Source organism: Streptomyces sp. LUP30, from assembly GCF_001746365.1.
Classification (GTDB): Bacteria; Actinomycetota; Actinomycetes; order Streptomycetales; family Streptomycetaceae; genus Streptomyces.
The window spans coordinates 53,855-70,887 of the sequence record NZ_MJAJ01000025.1 but is presented as its reverse complement, the minus strand read 5'-3'; the positions used below and the strand labels follow the sequence as shown (position 1 = coordinate 70,887).

18 protein-coding genes are annotated in these 17,033 nt (G+C 71.2%); 10 read left to right on the top strand and 8 right to left on the bottom strand.

Translation table 11 applies throughout. The features are described 5' to 3' along the window. Positions 1-56 precede the first annotated feature (56 nt). Positions 57-563 carry a carboxymuconolactone decarboxylase family protein gene (locus BG482_RS21550; protein ID WP_069770701.1) on the top strand — a complete coding sequence of 169 codons (507 nt, stop codon included), beginning with the start codon at positions 57-59 and terminating at the stop codon, positions 561-563. Between the two features lie 235 nt (positions 564-798). Here the strand turns inward: BG482_RS21550 and BG482_RS21545 are convergent, their stop codons facing one another. After that, on the bottom strand, positions 799-1,164 hold the full coding sequence (locus BG482_RS21545; protein WP_256096431.1) for a hypothetical protein: 366 nt from the start codon (positions 1,162-1,164) through the stop codon (positions 799-801). Positions 1,165-1,486: 322 nt separating this feature from the next. Next, positions 1,487-2,905, bottom strand: coding sequence for a helix-turn-helix transcriptional regulator (locus BG482_RS21540; protein ID WP_069770700.1), 1,419 nt, complete (start codon positions 2,903-2,905; stop codon positions 1,487-1,489). A 187-nt stretch (positions 2,906-3,092) separates the two neighbouring features. On the opposite strand from BG482_RS21540, the gene BG482_RS21535 reads away from it, so the two are divergent. From BG482_RS21535 to BG482_RS21525, 3 genes are all read left to right on the top strand, one after another. Further along, positions 3,093-3,470: a hypothetical protein gene (locus tag BG482_RS21535; protein ID WP_069770699.1), complete on the top strand. Its 378-nt coding sequence runs from the start codon at positions 3,093-3,095 to the stop codon at positions 3,468-3,470. 300 nt (positions 3,471-3,770) lie between these two features. Further along, positions 3,771-4,961 carry a serine hydrolase gene (locus BG482_RS21530; RefSeq protein ID WP_069770698.1) on the top strand — a complete coding sequence of 397 codons (1,191 nt, stop codon included), beginning with the start codon at positions 3,771-3,773 and terminating at the stop codon, positions 4,959-4,961. Between the two features lie 113 nt (positions 4,962-5,074). Continuing rightward, positions 5,075-5,557 carry a hypothetical protein gene (locus BG482_RS21525; protein WP_069770697.1) on the top strand — a complete coding sequence of 161 codons (483 nt, stop codon included), beginning with the start codon at positions 5,075-5,077 and terminating at the stop codon, positions 5,555-5,557. Between the two features lie 56 nt (positions 5,558-5,613). Here the strand turns inward: BG482_RS21525 and BG482_RS21520 are convergent, their stop codons facing one another. Both BG482_RS21520 and BG482_RS21515 read right to left on the bottom strand, forming a co-directional pair. Further along, positions 5,614-6,312 carry a response regulator transcription factor gene (locus BG482_RS21520; protein WP_069770696.1) on the bottom strand — a complete coding sequence of 233 codons (699 nt, stop codon included), beginning with the start codon at positions 6,310-6,312 and terminating at the stop codon, positions 5,614-5,616. Further along, complete coding sequence (locus BG482_RS21515) at positions 6,309-7,622, bottom strand: sensor histidine kinase (RefSeq protein ID WP_069770750.1); 1,314 nt, start codon at positions 7,620-7,622, stop codon at positions 6,309-6,311. The genes BG482_RS21520 and BG482_RS21515 overlap by 4 nt, the downstream gene beginning before the upstream one ends. 132 nt (positions 7,623-7,754) lie before the next feature. On the opposite strand from BG482_RS21515, the gene BG482_RS21510 reads away from it, so the two are divergent. Both BG482_RS21510 and BG482_RS21505 read left to right on the top strand, forming a co-directional pair. Continuing rightward, the gene (locus BG482_RS21510; protein ID WP_069770749.1) at positions 7,755-8,321 is read left to right on the top strand and encodes a class I SAM-dependent methyltransferase; all 567 of its coding nucleotides are present in this window, start codon (positions 7,755-7,757) and stop codon (positions 8,319-8,321) included. Positions 8,322-8,437: 116 nt separating this feature from the next. Further along, a complete protein-coding gene (locus tag BG482_RS21505) occupies positions 8,438-9,355 on the top strand; it encodes an aminoglycoside phosphotransferase family protein (protein ID WP_069770748.1) in 918 nt (305 codons plus the stop codon). A 76-nt stretch (positions 9,356-9,431) separates the two neighbouring features. Here the strand turns inward: BG482_RS21505 and BG482_RS21500 are convergent, their stop codons facing one another. Beyond that, positions 9,432-10,070 carry a transcriptional regulator gene (locus BG482_RS21500; RefSeq protein WP_069770695.1) on the bottom strand — a complete coding sequence of 213 codons (639 nt, stop codon included), beginning with the start codon at positions 10,068-10,070 and terminating at the stop codon, positions 9,432-9,434. Between the two features lie 402 nt (positions 10,071-10,472). Here BG482_RS21500 and BG482_RS21495 point away from each other — a divergent pair, with 402 nt between their 5' ends. Together BG482_RS21495 and BG482_RS21490 are read left to right on the top strand one after the other, a co-directional pair. Continuing rightward, positions 10,473-10,745, top strand: coding sequence for a hypothetical protein (locus BG482_RS21495; protein WP_069770694.1), 273 nt, complete (start codon positions 10,473-10,475; stop codon positions 10,743-10,745). Between the two features lie 265 nt (positions 10,746-11,010). Beyond that, a complete protein-coding gene (locus BG482_RS21490; protein ID WP_079141995.1) occupies positions 11,011-12,003 on the top strand; it encodes an aldo/keto reductase in 993 nt (330 codons plus the stop codon). Here BG482_RS21490 and BG482_RS21485 read toward each other — a convergent pair. Continuing rightward, positions 11,943-12,332, bottom strand: coding sequence for a VOC family protein (locus BG482_RS21485; protein ID WP_069770693.1), 390 nt, complete (start codon positions 12,330-12,332; stop codon positions 11,943-11,945). The two genes, BG482_RS21490 and BG482_RS21485, sit on opposite strands and share 61 nt — an antisense overlap. Before the next feature lie 196 nt (positions 12,333-12,528). Here BG482_RS21485 and BG482_RS21480 point away from each other — a divergent pair, with 196 nt between their 5' ends. Next, a complete protein-coding gene (locus BG482_RS21480; RefSeq protein WP_069770692.1) occupies positions 12,529-13,416 on the top strand; it encodes a LysR family transcriptional regulator in 888 nt (295 codons plus the stop codon). A 116-nt stretch (positions 13,417-13,532) separates the two neighbouring features. On the opposite strand, the gene BG482_RS21475 is transcribed toward BG482_RS21480, so the two are convergent. Then, positions 13,533-14,192 carry a TetR/AcrR family transcriptional regulator gene (locus BG482_RS21475; RefSeq protein ID WP_069770691.1) on the bottom strand — a complete coding sequence of 220 codons (660 nt, stop codon included), beginning with the start codon at positions 14,190-14,192 and terminating at the stop codon, positions 13,533-13,535. Between the two features lie 74 nt (positions 14,193-14,266). Between BG482_RS21475 and BG482_RS21470 the strand changes: the two genes are divergently transcribed. After that, positions 14,267-15,595, top strand: a complete 1,329-nt coding sequence (locus tag BG482_RS21470; protein ID WP_069770690.1) for an alpha/beta hydrolase — start codon at positions 14,267-14,269, stop codon at positions 15,593-15,595. Positions 15,596-15,729: 134 nt separating this feature from the next. Here BG482_RS21470 and BG482_RS21465 read toward each other — a convergent pair whose 3' ends face one another. Beyond that, the gene (locus BG482_RS21465; RefSeq protein WP_069770747.1) at positions 15,730-16,998 is read right to left on the bottom strand and encodes a hypothetical protein; all 1,269 of its coding nucleotides are present in this window, start codon (positions 16,996-16,998) and stop codon (positions 15,730-15,732) included. Between the last annotated feature and the right edge of the window lie 35 nt (positions 16,999-17,033).

Below are 17,033 nucleotides of genomic sequence, written 5' to 3'. Positions count from 1 at the left end.
GCCGGGCTCCGTCAGGTCAGTGGAAGCAACGCCACCACTTGAAGGAGTCGGCCACCATGAAGGCACGCACGATCACGGAGAAGGTTCCGACGGTTCCCCGGATGAGCGAGGACCCCGCGCAGCTCGTTCCGGAGCTGGCCGATGTGTCGGCGGCGCTGTTCAAGCTGGTGGGAAACGGTTCGGTGCCGCGTTCCACGATCAGTCTCGTGCACCTGCGCGCGGGCCAGATCGTCGGCAGCACCTATCTGACCGTTCTGCACACCGGACTCCTCCGGAAGCGAGAAGAGGCCGAGGCACGGATCGCGTCGCTGCCGGCCTGGCACGACTCGCCGTACTTCACCGAAGCCGAGCGGGCCGCGCTGGCGCTCGTGGAAGCAGTGCTCCAACCGTCGGCGCACGGCGAACGGGTTTCCGATGAGCTGTATGCCCAGGTGGCCGAGCACTACGACGCCAAGGCGCTTGCCACCCTGATGTTCGCGATCGGGCAGGTCAACTTCTTCATCGCCGTGGCCCTCGTCGCCAAGCCGGTACCCGGCCGGGCCTTCACGGAGCCCTGGAACTAGCGCGAGACCTCGACGGAGCGCCCACCGCGATACCTCCGACGGCGAGCGGGCGGTGGCCGCGACCGCCCTGGTCGTCGCACGGCGTCCTGCCGTCGCGCCGGCAGGACGCCGTGCTGCGCCGGCGCGACGGAGCGTTCGCACCACGGCTCAGAACCGCGACCAGAGCCACTCGCGCACCGTCGAACTGCGGCCGTCGGCGTGCCGAGCCCGGCCACATCCGGAATCAGGCGCCCCCTTACCGAGCGGTCGCCGGAGGCTCCTGCCGCTGGGACGAGGGCGGCTCCGCTGGGCGACTCCCCAGTTCCCGCTCCCTGGCAGCCAGGGCTCTCGTCAGCACCTTCGTCCGGTAGACGTTCGATGCGTCGAGGGCCTTCGCCACTTCCACGGCCTCGTCCAGCAGGGCCAACCGTCGCTCGGGGAGGTCCCGCACCAAGGGCGACGCGCTTGCCTCCACCAGGACGTACGCCAGCTTCGACCCGTAGGCCTCCGGTTCGACCTGTGTCAGAAGGCGGTAGATCCACAGCCCCTCGGAGCCGCGCACCACCCGCCGGTTGGCACTCAGCAGTCTGACCCTCGCCGACACGACCATGTCCTGATCCATCGATCCCCCTTCGTCGCGCCCACCCCCGGCCGGTGCGTGTCACATGGCGAGACAGCACGGTGAACGCGCCGACAGCCGAGAACGGTTGCCGGCACGTTGGCCGGAGAGTGGATGACGATGAGTCTGACGCGCGCAACAAGCTGCCACAAGGTCGGACCGACGTGCGCTGCGTCCTACCGAAAACAGCCTCCGATCAGGCATGATGGACCTGACACTCACTCAAGTCCCGTCTCCCGCCGCCGGACTCGGGTGCTGTGGGACCACCGGGTGCATGGCGCGGACGACCTCCGGCGCGGGCAGCATCACGGACGGCGGACACGACCTAATCCTGGAAGGGCACCCAGGCACGTTCGCCGGCGTCGTTCGTGCCGAACCAGTAGTGCGGCATTCCCTTGATGCTGGTGGTGTGGAACGGGCGGCCGTTGTCGTCGATGCGGATGGTGCCGGAGCGGCCCTGCGAGGACCAGTCCAGTTCGAGGTACCAGCGGGCGTCGTAGGTCTGCGTCGTCGCGTCGACCAGCAGCACCTCCGGGTCCTCGGCCGAGACGCGGTAGGGGAAGTGCACGGCCGGGATGCGGTTGCCGGTGTCCGAGCCGTCCGCCGGACGGGTGATCGGGCGGTCGGCGTCGAGGTTCACGGTGAAGCTGCGGGGCGTGATGTCGCCGCCGCAGCCCTCGCCCATGGAGTACGCGTTCCCGGAGTCCGGGCGGTCCCGGCTGACGATGCGGACGTGGAGCGCCTCCAGGACCACGGCGGTGGACGACAGCCCCTGCACCGAGATCTGCACCGTCATCTCCCGCCCGTTCACCGCGTCCTGCGTCGACGCCCAGGCCCCGGCATCCTGCTGTACGGGCGGCGGAGGCACTTGCGCGGGCGGCTTGTCGACGACGAAGTCATGGCCGCAGCCCTTGTTCCAGACCAAGGAGTCGGTGCTCCAGGTCAGAGGCGGCTTCGTGGTCGGCTTCGCGGCCGAGACATGGTCGTGTCCGGTGGCGGACGGGGCAGGAGTCTTCCGCCGGGGATCGGGCGACGCGGAGCTGTGGGAACGGACGGGGGAGGCCGTCGCCGACGGTTTCGCCGAACGGTGGGGCGCGCCGGGGGCCGTCGTCCTCGGCTCGGCGGGGCGAGAGCCGTCCGCCTCGGAGGAGCGGTCGTGAGTCAGGGCGTACGTGCTGCTCAGAGTGGCGAGCACCGCGCAGACGACGGCAGTGGAGGCCAGGACCCGTCGGCGGCGATACCAGGGTCGGGGAGTGGCGGAGGGCGCGGATCCGTCAGGGGGGAAAGCGTTCCCGGGCTGCTCCGCGGAGCCGTTCACCTCGGCGGGCCGCCCGGCCTCGACGAGCTCCCCGTTCTCGGCTGGTTCCCCGGTCTCGGCGGGTCGCCCGTCGGGCGCTGTCGTCCACTCCGGCGCCGCCGCCTCCGCGGAACCGCCCGTACGCACCCGCTGCCGAGCCGCCACCGCCGCCAACCACAGCCGGTGCAGCTCGAGTCGCTCCTGAGGCGTTGCCTCGCAGAAGGCCGCCAGCCGCTCCACGGGCGCGAAGTCCTGCGGCACCGCCTCGCCCGCGCAGTACCGGTGCAGCGTGGAGGTGTTCATGTGGAGGCGACGGGCCAGAGAGCCGTAACTCCGGTCCGTGCGGTCCTTCAGCAGGCGCAGCAGCGCCGCGAACTCCTCGACATCGTCCCGACCCGACACCGTTCCTCCGTCGTCCGCCCGTGATCCCGTATCCCAGGCACTCATATATCTGCACGTCAGATGGGCTGGGATGGTTCCACCGTCGCCAAAGAGGCGAAGGTGGTTGCGCCGGACTGCGGTGATCGCAGATGCTCTTGGCGCCGCCCTGACCAGGGCCCTGACCGGCGGCATCCGCAAGCGATCAGACCGCGCAGCCACGGTGCCGGACGGTCTGTCACATCTTGGAGGTTCGATGAAGTCCCTCATCCGAAAGGCGGCCGGCCTCGCAGGCGCGAGCGTCGCCGTCGCGACCATGTCCGTGACCGGCGCCTCGGCGGCCCAGGCGGAGGCCCCGACCCACGGCTGCGCGTACCCCTATGTCTGCTTCTACGTGGACGAGCACGCCTGGAACGCGGGCACCCCGATCGCCAAGTACCAGGATGTCACCAGCTCCTACCAGACCGTCAGGTCCCGCCCCCACTACCACGTCGTGAACACCCGGAACGACGACGTGGCGTATCTGCGGCTGCAGGAAGGGGGCTCGATCTGCCTGCCGCCGAACACCGAGACCGTGTTCACGAACGCCTACAGCGTCACCGGCATAAGGATCTCCAGCAGTTCCACCTGCTGAACCCGTCGAACGACCCCGTACCGGATCCCGGCGCACGGCGGTTCCCGCTCCGTCCGCCGAGGCGCGGGAGCCCCCGTCCCCTGGCCGATCCGGCCACCGCGGGGCCGGGCCGGGCAAGCCGCTCGGCCGGCGTCCGGAGCAGCACGGACGCGGCGACCCGACGGCAGCGACGGCCGACCGGACGGTCGACAGCGGTGCCTGGGGCCGACTCGGCTGTTTGCAGCAACGGGAAGCGCGCCGGCATCCGCGGCCGGTGAGGCTTGACCTGAAACTGTCCGTCGTCCAGCTTCAGGAGCCTGAATGCCTCTGTGCCCCGCGCGGTCTCTGCGCGCCGTGCTGCGATCACGTCTTGGGTCCTTGCTCGTCATCGCGGTCGCCTCCTCGGCGGTCCTGGCGCCGGCGACCGCGGGCGCGGCCACCGGGCCCGCGAAGGACCGGACGCTGCAGGATCAGATCGACCGGTTCGTGAGCGAGCCCGGCGGTCCGCCCGGAATCATCGCCCTGCTGCGCAACGGCAAGCAGACGCGCGTGCTCCGGGCCGGCGTCGCCGACCTGGCGACGGGCCGCAAGCCGCAGGCGACGGACCACATGCGGATCGCGAGCACGGCCAAGGCCTTCAGCGGAGCGGTGGCGCTGTCCCTCGTCGACCGCGGTGCGCTGGGTCTCGACGACACCCTGCGCGAGCGCCTCCCACAGCTCCCGCACGCCTGGGGTCAGGTGACGCTGCGACAGCTGCTGAACCACACCAGCGGTCTGCCGGACTACTCGGAGGACCCCGAGTTCACCGCGGTGATCTCCGCCGACCCACGCCACCACTTCGACTCGCGTCACCTGCTCGACTACGTGGCCGACGAGCCCCTGCGGTTCCGTCCCGGCAGCCGGTACGAGTACTCCAACTCCGACAACATCGCCGTCGCCCTCATGGCGGAAGCGGTCACCGGCGCCCCGTACGAAGCACTCCTGCGGCGACTGGTCTACCGACCGCTGGGGCTGCGCGACACCAGCCTCCCGCAGGGCTACCGCCTGCCCGAGCCCTACCTGCACGGGTACGACATGAGCGATCCCGCGTCTCCGCAGGACGTCAGCGAACTCGTCAGCGCCTCCGGCGCGTGGGCCTCGGGTGGCATGGTCTCCACCCCGGCCGACATGACCCGCTTCATCCGCGGCTACGCGTCCGGCGCGCTCTACGGCAAGGACGTCGTGCGGGAGCAGCGACGTTGGATCGAGGGTGCGTCCCAGCCCGCCGGTCCGGGGCGCAACAAGGCGGGCCTGGGCATCTTCCGCTATTCGACACGGTGCGGCGTCGTACTGGGCCACACCGGCAACTTCCCCGGCTATACGCAACTGGTGGCCGCCACGCCCGACGGGCGGCGTTCACTGACGTTCTCGATCACGAGCCAGATCAGCGCGACCAGCGATCCCGCGCGGCTGGAGCGGCTGCGCGCCATCCAGGAGAACTTCGTCTGCGCCCTGCTGCGCGACGAGCGGTGAGCGCGCGCTGCAGTCACCCATGACCGGCCCCCTCACGCGCGGGCGGCGAGGACGGGGACGCCCCGGCGTCCCCTGACTCCGCCCGGGTGAGCCGGACCGCCTAGGCTGCGGGCGTGAACTACGGCGAACTCGAGGCGGACGTACTCCGATTGGTCCTCGGAGCCACCGACGGCGACGCTCGTGCCTTCGCGGAGGACACGGTCACTCGTCTGGTGCGTCCCGGACTGCTGGGCGGTGCGGTCGAGGACGAACTCACCGAAGAGGCCCGGGCCGCACTCGCCGCCGCCTGCGGGGACGTCCTGACGATCAGCGCCGCCGAGTTGCGCGACAAGCTTGCGGTGATCTACGACGGCATCCTCGTCGACGACGATCTGGACACCGGGGTCCTCACCGCCGTCAGCGCGTTGGCGCCCTGGAAGAGCTACCTGGAGCAGAACCGGCGCGGCGAGCTCTACGAACTCGCCATCCGTTCCATCGAGGACGTCGACCACGAGGTCTCCGCCGATCTCGACGACTTCCTCGCCACGCCGGAGATGGCCGCGGAGTACGACCGCATCCGCCGGCTGCTGGAACCTGCCGGACCCCGGCACGGGTGAGGGGCGCGGCCGGACCGACCGCGATGCCGGCCACCCGCTGGGATGTCCCTCGCCGCTCAGTCCCCGACCCGGACCAGCCCGCTCTCATAGGCGAAGATCACCGCGTGGACACGGTCGCGGAGGCCGAGTTTGGTGAGGACGCGGCCCAGGTGCGTCTTGACGGTCGTCTCCCCGACGAAGAGGCTGTTGGCGATCTCTCCGTTGGCCAGCCCCCGGCCGACCAGGGCGAGGACTTCCCGCTCCCGGTCGGTGAGAGCGGCCAGGCGGCCGCGCTGGGCGGCCGCGGAGGCAGGAGCGTTCAGGACGAAGCGTTCGACCAGGCGCCGGGTCAGTGAGGGCGCCACCATGACCTCGCCCCGCAGCACCGCACGGACGGTCACCAGGATCTCCTCGGCGGGGGCGTCCTTGACGAGGAAGCCGTTCGCCCCGGCACGCAGGGCCGCATAGGCGTACTCGTCGAGGTCGAAGGTCGTGACGACGAGGATCCGGGGCCCATGGGGCTGCGCACAGAGGTGCTCGGTCGCCGCGAGTCCGTCCAGACCGGGCATGCGGATGTCCATCAGGACGAGGTCCGGCTCCAGGGCGGCGACGCCCGCGATCGCCGCGTCACCGTCGGCGGCCTCGCCCACCACGCTGAGGTCGGGCTGGCTGTCGATGACCATGCGCAGTCCCATCCGTATCAGCTCCTGGTCGTCGCAGATCAGCACACGGGACGATGCCGGAGTCGGCGTCGGAGTCGGGGTGGGACCGGTCATGGGGTCGCCGCGGTGGGCTCGGGCTCCCGCTCGGGCCGGGAGCGCAGGGTGGCGGCGACCCGGTAGCCGCCGTCGGGTGTGGGCCCGGCGTCGACGCTCCCGCCGTACAGGGCGCTGCGTTCGCGCATTCCGGTGAGTCCGCGACCAGAGGAAAGGAGCGGGACGGATCGCTGCGCGGCGGCTCCCGCTCCGGTTCCGGCCGAGTTCTCCACCTGGACGCGGACCAGCCGCCCGGGCCCCTGGGCGCCGGTGTCGACCCGCACATGGATCGTGGCGTCCGGCGGCGCGTGCTTGACGACGTTGGTGAGCGCCTCCTGCACGATGCGGTACGTCTGCACGGTGAGATCCGTGGAGAGTCCGCCGCGCTCTCCGCGAAGGTCCAGCCGGGCACGCGTACCGCTCGTGTTGAGGCGTCCGACCAGCCGCCGCAGATCGACCGAGAGGGACTCCGTGGCCCCACCGGGACGAGAACCGGAGCCGGGATCGGGTTCGGGATCGGATCTGGTGCCGGGGGCGCCGGCCGAGGCGTCCGCGACGGGCGTACGCAGCACCTCCAGCAGCCGGCGCAGCTCACCGAGGGCCTCACGGCCGGTCGCGCTGATGACTGCGAGGGTGCGGTCGACGACGGCCGGGTCGACATGCCGCATCAGCCTGCCGCCCTCGGCGTTCACCACCATCACGCTCATGCTGTGCGCGAGGACATCGTGGATCTCACGGGCGATGCGCGCCCGCTCCTCGGCGACGGCGACCTGAGCCAGGGCGAGGCGCTCCGACTCGGCCAGGGCGACCCGCCGCTCGAACTCCGCGATGTAGGCGCGCCGAGCACGGATGTACTCGCCGAACACCCAGGCCCCGGCCAGCAGGAGCCCCACCGCGAGCGGGGTGAGCCAGCCGCCGCGAGCACCCGGGCCCATGGGCTCACGCTGCCACCCGGGGATCCACAGCAGCACGCAGACGCCGGCACAGACCACCGTCGCCGCAGCGGCGCGACGCCGGCCGCGGACCGTGAGGGTGGCCAGGACCGCGGCCAGCGCGACGGTGCCCCGCCCCGGTTCCTGCCCCCACACGTGTCCGAGATACTGCGCCCAGAACGCCGCCGTCACCAGGGCCGCGACGAGCACCGGCCGGCGGCGGCGCCACAGCAGGGGCAGCACCAGGGCCGCGTACACGGCCGTCTGCACCCAGACCGGCCGCCAGCCCGGCTCCGGGCGGATCACCGGGGGCACGGCCACCAGCACGACCAGCAGGAGGTCCGTCAGCCACGGGTGGCCGCGCCGCAGGCGGGGCAGGGTCTCGATCAGCCGATGCACCACCTCACGCTACGGCCGGGCCCCGCTCCCTCGCATCGTCCTGCGGGGCGTTCCGGGGTCCTCCCGCGGTCGTACGCGCACCGGCCGGGGATACGACGTGCGGCCCCCCTGGTCGCTTCCAGCATGGCCGTCATGTCGATCACCACCGAATTCCTCCGGCGACCCCTCATGACCGGTGCCGTGGCCGCCAGTTCACGACGACTGGCGTACGCGATGACCGAAGCGATCGGTCTCGAGCAGGCCCGGACCGTCGTCGAACTCGGCCCGGGAACCGGGGTGTTCACCGACGCCGTACTGGCCCGGCTCGCGCCCGACGCACGACTCGTCGCGGTCGAGCTGAACCCGGTGCTCGCGGCACGGCTGTCGGCCACCCGTCGCGACGCACGGCTGACCGTGGTCCAGGGGTCGGCGGCCGACCTGGCCGCCACGGTGCCCGAACCGGTCGACGCGGTGGTCTCCGGGCTGCCGTGGACGGTCATGCCACGGGAACGGCGCGGCCACGTTCTGGACGCCGTCACCGAAGTCCTCGCGCCCGGGGGCAGATTCACCACCTTCGCGTATCTGCACGCGGCCTGGACTCCACCCGCCCGCGACTTCACCGCCGAACTGGCCGCTCGGTTCGACCGGTTGGAGCGATCGAGCGTGGTGTGGCGGAACGTCCCGCCCGCCTTCGTGCACCGGGCCACCCAGAGACCATGACCACGAAACGGCGGCGGTCAGCCCCGCGGGAGTGACGCCCGCGCGCGCGGCCGGGACGCAACGGGTGCCGGTGGGGCGGGCATTGCCGACGGAGGTCCCCACCTACCGTGTTCTCCATGACAGTCACCGAGACGGACGTCACCGAGGACCTGATCCGGGATCTGCTGCGCGAGCAACATCCGGACCTGGCGGACCGCCCGCTGAAGCTTGGAGCGCTCGGCTGGGACAACCAGGTGTGGCGGCTCGGGGACGACCTCGCTGTCCGCCTGCCCTGGGCGACGCAGTCCGCGGACGGGCTGTTGCGCAAGGAACACGCCTGGCTGCCCCTCCTCGCCCCGCACCTTCCCCTGCCGATCCCCGTCCCGCAGCGTCTCGGCGAACCATCCGAACGGTTCCCGCGTCCCTGGCTCGTCACCACCTGGGTCCCGGGTGAGCCCGCCGACCGCGCCCCCGCGACCCGCCCCGCGGAAGCGGCCGTCACCCTGGCCGACTTCCTGACCGCCCTTCACCGGCCCGCCCCCGAGGGCGCGCCGGCGGGCAGGGACCGTGGGGGACCGCTGGCCGGCACCGCCGAACACTTCACCCGAGGGCTCGCCTCGGCCACCGACCTGGGGCTGATTCACGACCCCGGCGCCCTTCGCGCGGTCTGGGAGGACGCCGCCGCAGCGCCCGACTGGTCAGGCCCACCCCTCTGGCTCCACGGCGACCTGCATCCGGCCAATATCCTGACCACGGACGGCACCTTCTGCGGCGTGATCGACTTCGGAGACCTCTTCGCCGGTGACCCCGCGTGCGACCTCGCCGCCGCCTGGATCCTGCTGCCGGACGGCGCCGCCGACCTCTTCCACGAGACCTACCGGCCGAACCCGGACGCCGCGACCCTACGCCGCGCCCGCGGCTGGGCGGTGCTGCGCGCCCTGGCCGGCATCCACATCGGCCACGCCGGCGTCCACGGCCGCCCCGGCGGCAAGCCCACCTGGGGCCCGCCGGCCCACGCAGCACTGCAACGCCTGACAGCATCCACCCACGGGTGAACAGGGCTTCCCCGAAGAGGAGTCGACCGACGAGGTCACCGCTGGTCTCCGAACTGCATCTCGTGCGGAACGAGCTTCATCGAGGCTCTGCACGATGGTCGGGATCCGGGTGCTGATCGTCGTCCTGCGCAGTCGGCAGGGTGGGTCGGGGGCCTTCGTCGGGCACGACCACCAGGCGTACGGCCATGTGCCGTGAGTCCGGTGGGTGCTCGCCGGGCTCGGTCAGGTACTTGCTCAGCAGTGTCCGGTACTCCTCGGTGAACGAGGCGACCTGCTCCTTCGTCATCCGCAGCCCGGAGCGATGGATCTGGTTCCAACCCGCCGAGGAGTCGTAACCGGCGTAGGCGCTCACGACCAGGTTCAGGTCATGGGTCATCTTGAGCGCGCCGATCTTCACGGCGGCCTCGCGTTCGTCGGCCGTCAAGTCCATGCCCGGCGGAGTGAAGATGTCCGTCATGAGCGACTTCCACCAGCGCTCCCGGCCGGTGGACCGCTCCTCGATCTCGGCGATCAGCTTGAGGTCGGCGAGTTTGCGCAGGTGGTAGCTGGTGGTGCCGGTGCTCTCGCCCAGGGCCTTGGCGACGCTGGTGGAGTTCGCTTCGCCGTGCTCGCCGAGGTAGCTCAGGATGTCGCGGCGCACCGGGTTGGACAGCGCCTTGTAGAAGGCTTTGAGGTCCGGGCCGGTGAGCACTCTCTTCGCGGGGCGCTCGACCATGGCGACCACTGTACTGCAGAGACTCTCTGCAGTTATTGCAGAGACTGTTTGCAGAATATCTCTGCGATCGCTACGTTGGTCCAAGGAGGTGCCGCACGGCACCGGGACAGACGGGGGTCGAAATGCGAGAAATCCTGGTCGGGCAGTCGTTACGGGCCGCGATGCCGGCGTCGGTGCCATGGCCCGCGGTGCGCCGGGCGGCGTTGCCGAAACTCCATCCGGTCGCCGGTCTGCCGATGTCCGCGGTGCCGGTCCGGCGCGCCGGACACCGGGTGTCGCCGGCGCCGGCCTGCAGACCGGCAGGGCCGCCGGCGGCCTCGTGTGCCGTCGTCGCACCGCGGCCGCCGCTGGTGGCCTCCGTGACGTCCGGCCGGGCAACTGCGGTCCAGAGGACGGCCCGTCATGTCTGAATCACTGGATGCGCGGATGCGGGACGAGATCGACGATCAGGTCGCGGAGGCGTTCGACGCCTACCTGGCGGACAAACTGGCCGAACCGGGGCCGCTGCGCGCGTCGCTGACGTCGAGGCACCGTGCGGGGCCGGTGCTGGGCACAGTCGGACTGGGTGCGCTCGCCACGGTGCTGGCGCCGGACGGAAACACCGTCGTCTGCTGGATCTGGGGCGCGATCGCCGTCATAGATCTCGCCTGGCTGGTGACCGCACGCCGCCGTTGACGATCCGTGGACCAAGCCCTCGGCTGCCGGTCGAACGACCTCCTGGAGACGCCTCACCGCCCGCCTCACCCTGCTAGAATGCCCACCGACACGTGAGCCTTCCCGATGCGGATTCCGATCCGCCGGGGAGGCTTTTTTCATGCCCGGGGCCGGTCTGCCCCGGAACGCGTGGACCGGTTACGGGCAGCCCGCCCCACCCGGCGGCCTGAATGCGCCGCGCGGCCTTCGGTTCCGCCTTCCCCGCCGTCAAGAGGAGATCCATTCCATGGGCCTGTGTACGAACGCAGCGGCACCCGCAGCCGCACCCGCAGGAACCTGGCAGCTCGGTGATCTGACCGTCAACCGAGTCGGGTTCGGCGCGATGCGTCTGACGGGCACCGCGCCCTTCGACCGCGGAGTCCCGCGTGACCGCGACCGGTCGATCGGCGTGCTCTGGCGCGCAGTCGAACTCGGCGTCAACCACATCGACACCGCCGCCTACTACTTCTCGGCCACGCGCTCCGCCAACGAGCTGATCAACCGCGCGCTGGCGCCGTACCCGGAGGATCTGGTCATCAGCACCAAGGTCTGGCCGGGCCGCGCCCCCTCGGGCGACTGGTGGTGGGCGGCGCCCGAGCAGTTGCGGGGCCAGGTCGAGGAGAACCTTCGCCAACTCGGCCGCGATCAGCTGGATGTGGTGAACCTGCGCGTGCCTCCGAGCCGGCGGACCGGTTCGATCGGCGAGCACTTCGGCGCGCTGGCCGAGCTGCGCGATGCCGGACTGATCCGCCACCTCGGTCTCTCCAACGTCACGTCCGAGCAACTGACCGAGGCCCGGGCCATCGCCCCGGTCGTCTGCGTGCAGAACCCCTACGGGATCGGCGCGTCGAGTGAGGAGCGGGCCGTCCTTCGGCGCTGTGGTGAACTCGGCCTCGCCTTCGTCCCGTTCTTCGCGATCGCCGGTCCCGGGCGAGAAGCGGGTCCGATCGCCGGTGACGTCGAGGCGGTGCGCGACGTCGCCCGCGCGCACGGCGCGTCCGTCGCACAGGTCCGGCTGGCCTGGACCCTGCAACAAGGTCCACACGTGCTGGCCATTCCAGGGACCGGTGATCCGGACCACCTCGCGCAGAACGTGGCGGCCGGCGCGCTACGGCTCTCGAACGAGGAGATGGCACGCCTGACCTCGCGGCGGCCGACCGACGCACAGCGCGGGAATTCTCATGCGTCCTGCGGATACCAGCGCAGTTCCACAGTGTTGCCGTCCGGGTCCTGTACGTAGAGGGAGACCGCGGTGCCCTGGGCGCCAAAGCGCTCGTCGGGACCGTCCAGCACCGTGAAGACGCCGGAATCGACGACCTGTTGCCAGTCGAGCGGTTCGACCACCAGGCAGATGTGGTCGACGTTGGAGTGCTGCGGCCGCTCGGCGGGCGCCTTGACGAGGTCGATGATGGTGGCCGGGCTCACCCTCACGGACGGGAACGGGGCCTTGCCGTCCCGCCACTCGTCCACCCGCACGGGGTGCAGTCCCAGGGGGCCGGTGTAGAAGGCCAGCGAACGCTCGATGTCCGCGACGTTGAGGACGAGATGGTCGAAGCCGATCACGCGCATGGTGTCTCCGTGGGGTCGGGGCGCCCGAAGGCGCCGGTGGGCGGTACGGCGGGGCCGGTGGCCGCCGACCTCGCCGCTCTGCGACTGCATGGTCGGCGGCTGCCGTGCTCTGCCCCTGGGGCGATCATCGCCGAGGCGGCATTCATCGGTCCAACGCATGTTTGTCATCCGATCCAGCTCGTTTCACGATGGCTCGATGGATCTTCAGCAGATGCGCTACGTACTCGCGGTGGCGGAGACCGCCAGCTTCACCCGCGCCGCCGAGCAGTGCCACATCGTCCAGTCCGCACTCAGCCACCAAGTGGCCCGGCTGGAAAAGGAGCTGGGCGCCCGGTTGTTCGATCGGACCAGCCGCCGGGTGCGGTTGACCGCCGCGGGGGAGGCCTTCCTGCCTGCCGCCCGCCAGGCACTGGAGGCGGCCGAGCGGGCCCGTGCGGAGGTGGCGGCGGCCACCGGGGAGATACGGGGCAGACTGACCGTCGGATCGATCCCCACCGTGGCGGCCGTCGATCTCCCCGCTGTGCTCCGCGAGTACCGTCGGCGCTACCCCCAGGTACGGATCGCCCTCCGGGCGGGCTCCAGCGAGCGGCTTCTCGAGCTGGTGCGCGACGGCATGCTCGACGCGGCTTTCCTCGGCGTGCAGCCCGGCTTCCGCACGCAGGGTGTCCGTGACAGGGAACTCGCCCAGGGACGGCACGTCGCGGTGGTGGCGCCGGGCCATCCGCTGGCCACCGCAGAGGAGGTGGACCTTCGTTCACTCGCCCAGGAGGTGTTCGTGGACTTCGCCGACGGCAGCGCCGCCCGTGCCCAGTCGGACCAGGCGTTCGCGGCGGCCGGCCTGCGCCGTGAGGTCGCCTTCGAGGTGTCCGGGGTCGAGCTCATGGTCCGGATGGTCCGCAACGGACTGGGAGTCGCCCTGCTGCCCGCGGCGTTCACCGCCGAACTGCACGGGTTGCGGTGTGTCCCGATCACCGACGGACCCGTACGGGTGGAGCGCCTCATCTGGAGCCGGTTCACCCCGTCACCCGCCGCCTCCGCGTTCCTGGCGTTGCCGGGCGTCCGCGTGCCGTCCCGGACGGCCTGACCGCCTCGGGGTCCTGGATTCAGTCCTCGGATAGCGCCGAGGGGGGCTTCCGGTGTGACGTGGAGCGGTGGGGGTGTGTGACCGAGCAGAGGAAGCTGGTCTGCCGCGCCGCTGCTTCAGTCGGGGTCGGGAGAGCCCGGATACCGGCTCTGGTCCCGTCGCGGAGCGAGTTCGGCTCGGCGGAGAGTGCCGAACAACTCCGGGGTCGTCCATCCGCGCAGCGTGGCGTGAACGGTCGAGTGGAACGCGGCCTCGGCCGTGGTGGCGTCGAGGGCCCCGGCCAGTTCGAGGGTCACGAGCCCGTGCAGGGTTCCCCAGATCGACAGGGCGATCGACGTCGCGTCACCGGCGAGCACGGACGCCGTCAAGGCGTGATCGATCGCCGCGAGAAGCGGACGGATCGGGTCACTGGCGCCGATCCGCCCCGACGGGTCGAAGGACTGCACCCCACCGAACAGCACTGTGTACAGGTGGCTGTGTCCGCGCCCCCAGCGACGGTAGGCGACGGCCAGCGCACAGAGGTCGGCGAGAGGGTCCGCGGACGTCTGCACCGCCGCCAGGTCCCGGAACAGGCCGGCGACGGCTCTGTCGCGCACGGCGCTGATCAGCCCGTCCTTGCCGCCGAACAAGGAGTACACCGCCGTCGTCGACGCCTCGGCGGCAGCGGCCACGGAGCGGACCGTGACCGACTCTCGCGGACGGGTGGCGAGCATCTCGGTCGCGCACTCCACAAGCCGCTCTTTGACGACCTCGTCGTTTGTTCTCGGTCTCCCCACGGCCAGCAGCTTACCTCCTCTGATAACGTCGTTTTGAAACAGAGTTCTGAAACTGTCGGAGGTCCGCCGTGCCCATGTCCGCCATACGCTTCGTCCGCTTCACCGGACGCTTACTGTCGGCCCTCGCCGCCGTCGCGACGCTGGTCGTCGTCTTTCTCGCACTGACAGCCCTCACGGACGGGACGGGTTCGGGGGTCGCCGCGTGGTCGACGACCCTCGGGGCCGGGACCGCCCTCGCGCTGTGGCAGGGCCGGCGCCGCGCCGGGCCGACGCGGCTCATGCCGTTCCTGCCGGTGGTCGTCGCGGCGGCGTTGACGGCGACGGTCTGCGTCCCGACCGCGCCGACGGCCCGGCGGTACCCGCCCGACCTGCCCTTCGTGGTCACGCAGCACTGGAGTCTGAGCACGGGCAGCCGGGTGGCGGTGTACCACTACCCGCCCACCGGCTCCGGCCCCCGGCATCCCGTCCCGCTCGTGTACCTCAACGGCGGACCGGTCCGCGGCATCTCGCTCCTCGACCACCGGTTCCTGCGGCTCCTGGCAGGCCAGGGCTACGACGTCTACACCTACGAACAGGCCGGTGGCGGACGAAGCGACCTGCTCCCCATGAGCCAGTACACGATCTCCAGGTCGGTGCGCGACCTCGCCGCCTTCGTCGACCGTCTGGACAGGGGCAAGCCCGACGTCCTCGGATTCTCCTCGGGCGGGGTCGTGCTCACCCGAGCCCTGGCCGCCCCGCGCGTCGCCGCCCGCCTGCACCGGGCGGTCGTCGCCGAGCCCGGCCCCATGGACGGCCCCACCGCACAGATCACCGGGCACAAGGGGCGGAAATCCGCACGGGGCCTGGCGCCCGCCACGACCGGGCCGCGATCCACGCACGTCCCCCGGTACGGCGTGGCGTTCGGCCTCATGCGACTCGGACTCCTCAGTCCCGGCACCGGACTGATCGGACAGGCCGAAGGCGACAACGCCTTCACCGCCGCCGACCTCGGCAGCGACACCGCGTCCGCCTACTGCGCGCGCGACGCACACCGCATCCCCGCCGAGGACACCGCACAGAACTTCTCCTTCAGCCCCGCCGCCAGCCTGCGCATCCAGCAGACGGTCAAGGACTCACCCTCCATCGCCCCGCAGCTGAAGCGCTCCCGGACCCCCGCGATGCTGATGATCGCCGAGTGCTCCTCCCAGCTCCGCCAATGGGCTACCGCCGTGCTCGCCCACGACCCCGCCATCCAGCGAACGCAGTACATGCCAGGGGTCGGACACCACATGTGGAACGGCCTCGACGGCAACGACGACCGGGCCGTCGCCGTCATCAGCGCATTCCTCCAGGGCAAGCCGGCGCCCCTGCCGAACCACCCGACCCGCGACGAGATCCCCGCCTTCCTGCGTGACCACGAATGAGGTCGGAAGAGGTCCCGCAGAGGTCCGGACCGACCGGCCACAGGAAGGCCCTCCACGGTCCGTCCGAAGCGCCTGCCCGACCCCACCGCGACGACGCCTCGGCCGTCTGGCCCGGCCCCGGGACGAGCTGACCCTCAGGGAGCCGCGGTGGCGCGGGAGTCGGTGGGCGGAGGTGCGGAGCCGGTGTCCAGGAATTCGCGGATCGCGAAGGCCACCAGCACGATGACCGTGGTCCACACCACGACCATCGTGGTCGGGTAGTTCCAGGTGAACAGGACGATCGCGGCGACCGCCACGATCGTGACGCCGATCCAGTGCTTGAAACGGTGCACGAACCGCCCGACGGCCCCCAGTCGAAGGCCGCCGGAGAGCGCCACGCCGCGCATGGCGCCGATGCCGCTGCCGCACCCCTTGCGAACGAGGACGGCGGGCCGGGCCGGGCCGCTGAGGAACGCGCCGACGGCGGTGATGAGGGCGACGGCGCCGAGCGCCCGCACGGCGGCGCGCAGGAACTTGATCAGCGCGTCGTACACCGCCCCGGCGGCGGCCGGCGACGCGCCCGAGGGCAGATGGTCCAGGTACACGTCACGGAAAACCGTGAGCGTGATGCCGAGGATCAGCATGGCCGCGAACACCGCCAGCGCCACGCCGATCAGGGCGTGTCGGCGGTTGAACGCCGTGTACACCCCCGCCGCGGCCACCAGCAGGGCGATGACCGGCAGCCAGCCGCCCAAGATCTCCAGGACCCGCATGTAGGTCCTGACCTTGCCGAGGTCCTTCGACTGGACCACCACGAAGTTCGTGTGGACATCCGGGATCTTCGCGGCCACTGCGAGGCCGGCGCCGACCAACCGCTCCTTGACCTGCGCCACGATCGGCGCCACGTCGATGGCCACCTGGTCGTTCTCCAGCGAGACCGCACCGCCGCCTTCGCCCGTGAGGGCCTTGTCGACGGCCGAGTGCACCCTCCGGTTGCCCTCCACCCAGACCGTCTCGAAAGCACCGCTGGTGACAACCCGCTCCACGACGCCGCTGACCAGCTGCTTCAGGCCGCTCGTGATCGGGGCCTCCAGATGGCCGAACAGCTGGGCCGTCTTCGGCGGGACCCCCTTCTGCGACACGGCGTCCTGCAGCTGTTTGACCAACACGTCGACGTCGATCTGCGCCAGCACCACGTCGGTGACCCGGTTGGTGACCGCCTTCTGCACATCCGGATCGGAGGCCAGGGGCCCCACCGTGGCGACGTAGCGGTCCGTGTCCCGCACGATGCTGTTGGCCCAGACGGCGACGACGGACAGCAACGACAACAGGGCCGCGAAGAGGATCAGCAGGACGGAACCCGCGGACCGCAACGGGTGGTGCCGTGCCGCACGAGGGTGCGTGCCGCTCTCCAGCACTCCCATGCGGTGCCGCAGTTCGTCCAGTTCTCTGCGCTCCC

What these genes read in the sequence shown, in the direction of transcription:
- BG482_RS21550 (WP_069770701.1), top strand. Translation starts at nt 57, where the DNA reads ATGAAGGCACGCACGATCACGGAGAAGGTTCCGACGGTTCCCCGGATG.
- BG482_RS21545 (WP_256096431.1), bottom strand. Translation starts at nt 1,164, where the DNA reads ATGGATCAGGACATGGTCGTGTCGGCGAGGGTCAGACTGCTGAGTGCC.
- BG482_RS21540 (WP_069770700.1), bottom strand. Translation starts at nt 2,905, where the DNA reads ATGAGTGCCTGGGATACGGGATCACGGGCGGACGACGGAGGAACGGTG.
- BG482_RS21535 (WP_069770699.1), top strand. Translation starts at nt 3,093, where the DNA reads ATGAAGTCCCTCATCCGAAAGGCGGCCGGCCTCGCAGGCGCGAGCGTC.
- BG482_RS21530 (WP_069770698.1), top strand. Translation starts at nt 3,771, where the DNA reads ATGCCTCTGTGCCCCGCGCGGTCTCTGCGCGCCGTGCTGCGATCACGT.
- BG482_RS21520 (WP_069770696.1), bottom strand. Translation starts at nt 6,312, where the DNA reads ATGACCGGTCCCACCCCGACTCCGACGCCGACTCCGGCATCGTCCCGT.
- BG482_RS21510 (WP_069770749.1), top strand. Translation starts at nt 7,755, where the DNA reads ATGTCGATCACCACCGAATTCCTCCGGCGACCCCTCATGACCGGTGCC.
- BG482_RS21505 (WP_069770748.1), top strand. Translation starts at nt 8,438, where the DNA reads ATGACAGTCACCGAGACGGACGTCACCGAGGACCTGATCCGGGATCTG.
- BG482_RS21500 (WP_069770695.1), bottom strand. Translation starts at nt 10,070, where the DNA reads ATGGTCGAGCGCCCCGCGAAGAGAGTGCTCACCGGCCCGGACCTCAAA.
- BG482_RS21495 (WP_069770694.1), top strand. Translation starts at nt 10,473, where the DNA reads ATGTCTGAATCACTGGATGCGCGGATGCGGGACGAGATCGACGATCAG.
- BG482_RS21490 (WP_079141995.1), top strand. Translation starts at nt 11,011, where the DNA reads ATGGGCCTGTGTACGAACGCAGCGGCACCCGCAGCCGCACCCGCAGGA.
- BG482_RS21485 (WP_069770693.1), bottom strand. Translation starts at nt 12,332, where the DNA reads ATGCGCGTGATCGGCTTCGACCATCTCGTCCTCAACGTCGCGGACATC.
- BG482_RS21480 (WP_069770692.1), top strand. Translation starts at nt 12,529, where the DNA reads ATGGATCTTCAGCAGATGCGCTACGTACTCGCGGTGGCGGAGACCGCC.
- BG482_RS21470 (WP_069770690.1), top strand. Translation starts at nt 14,267, where the DNA reads ATGTCCGCCATACGCTTCGTCCGCTTCACCGGACGCTTACTGTCGGCC.
- BG482_RS21465 (WP_069770747.1), bottom strand. Translation starts at nt 16,998, where the DNA reads ATGGGAGTGCTGGAGAGCGGCACGCACCCTCGTGCGGCACGGCACCAC.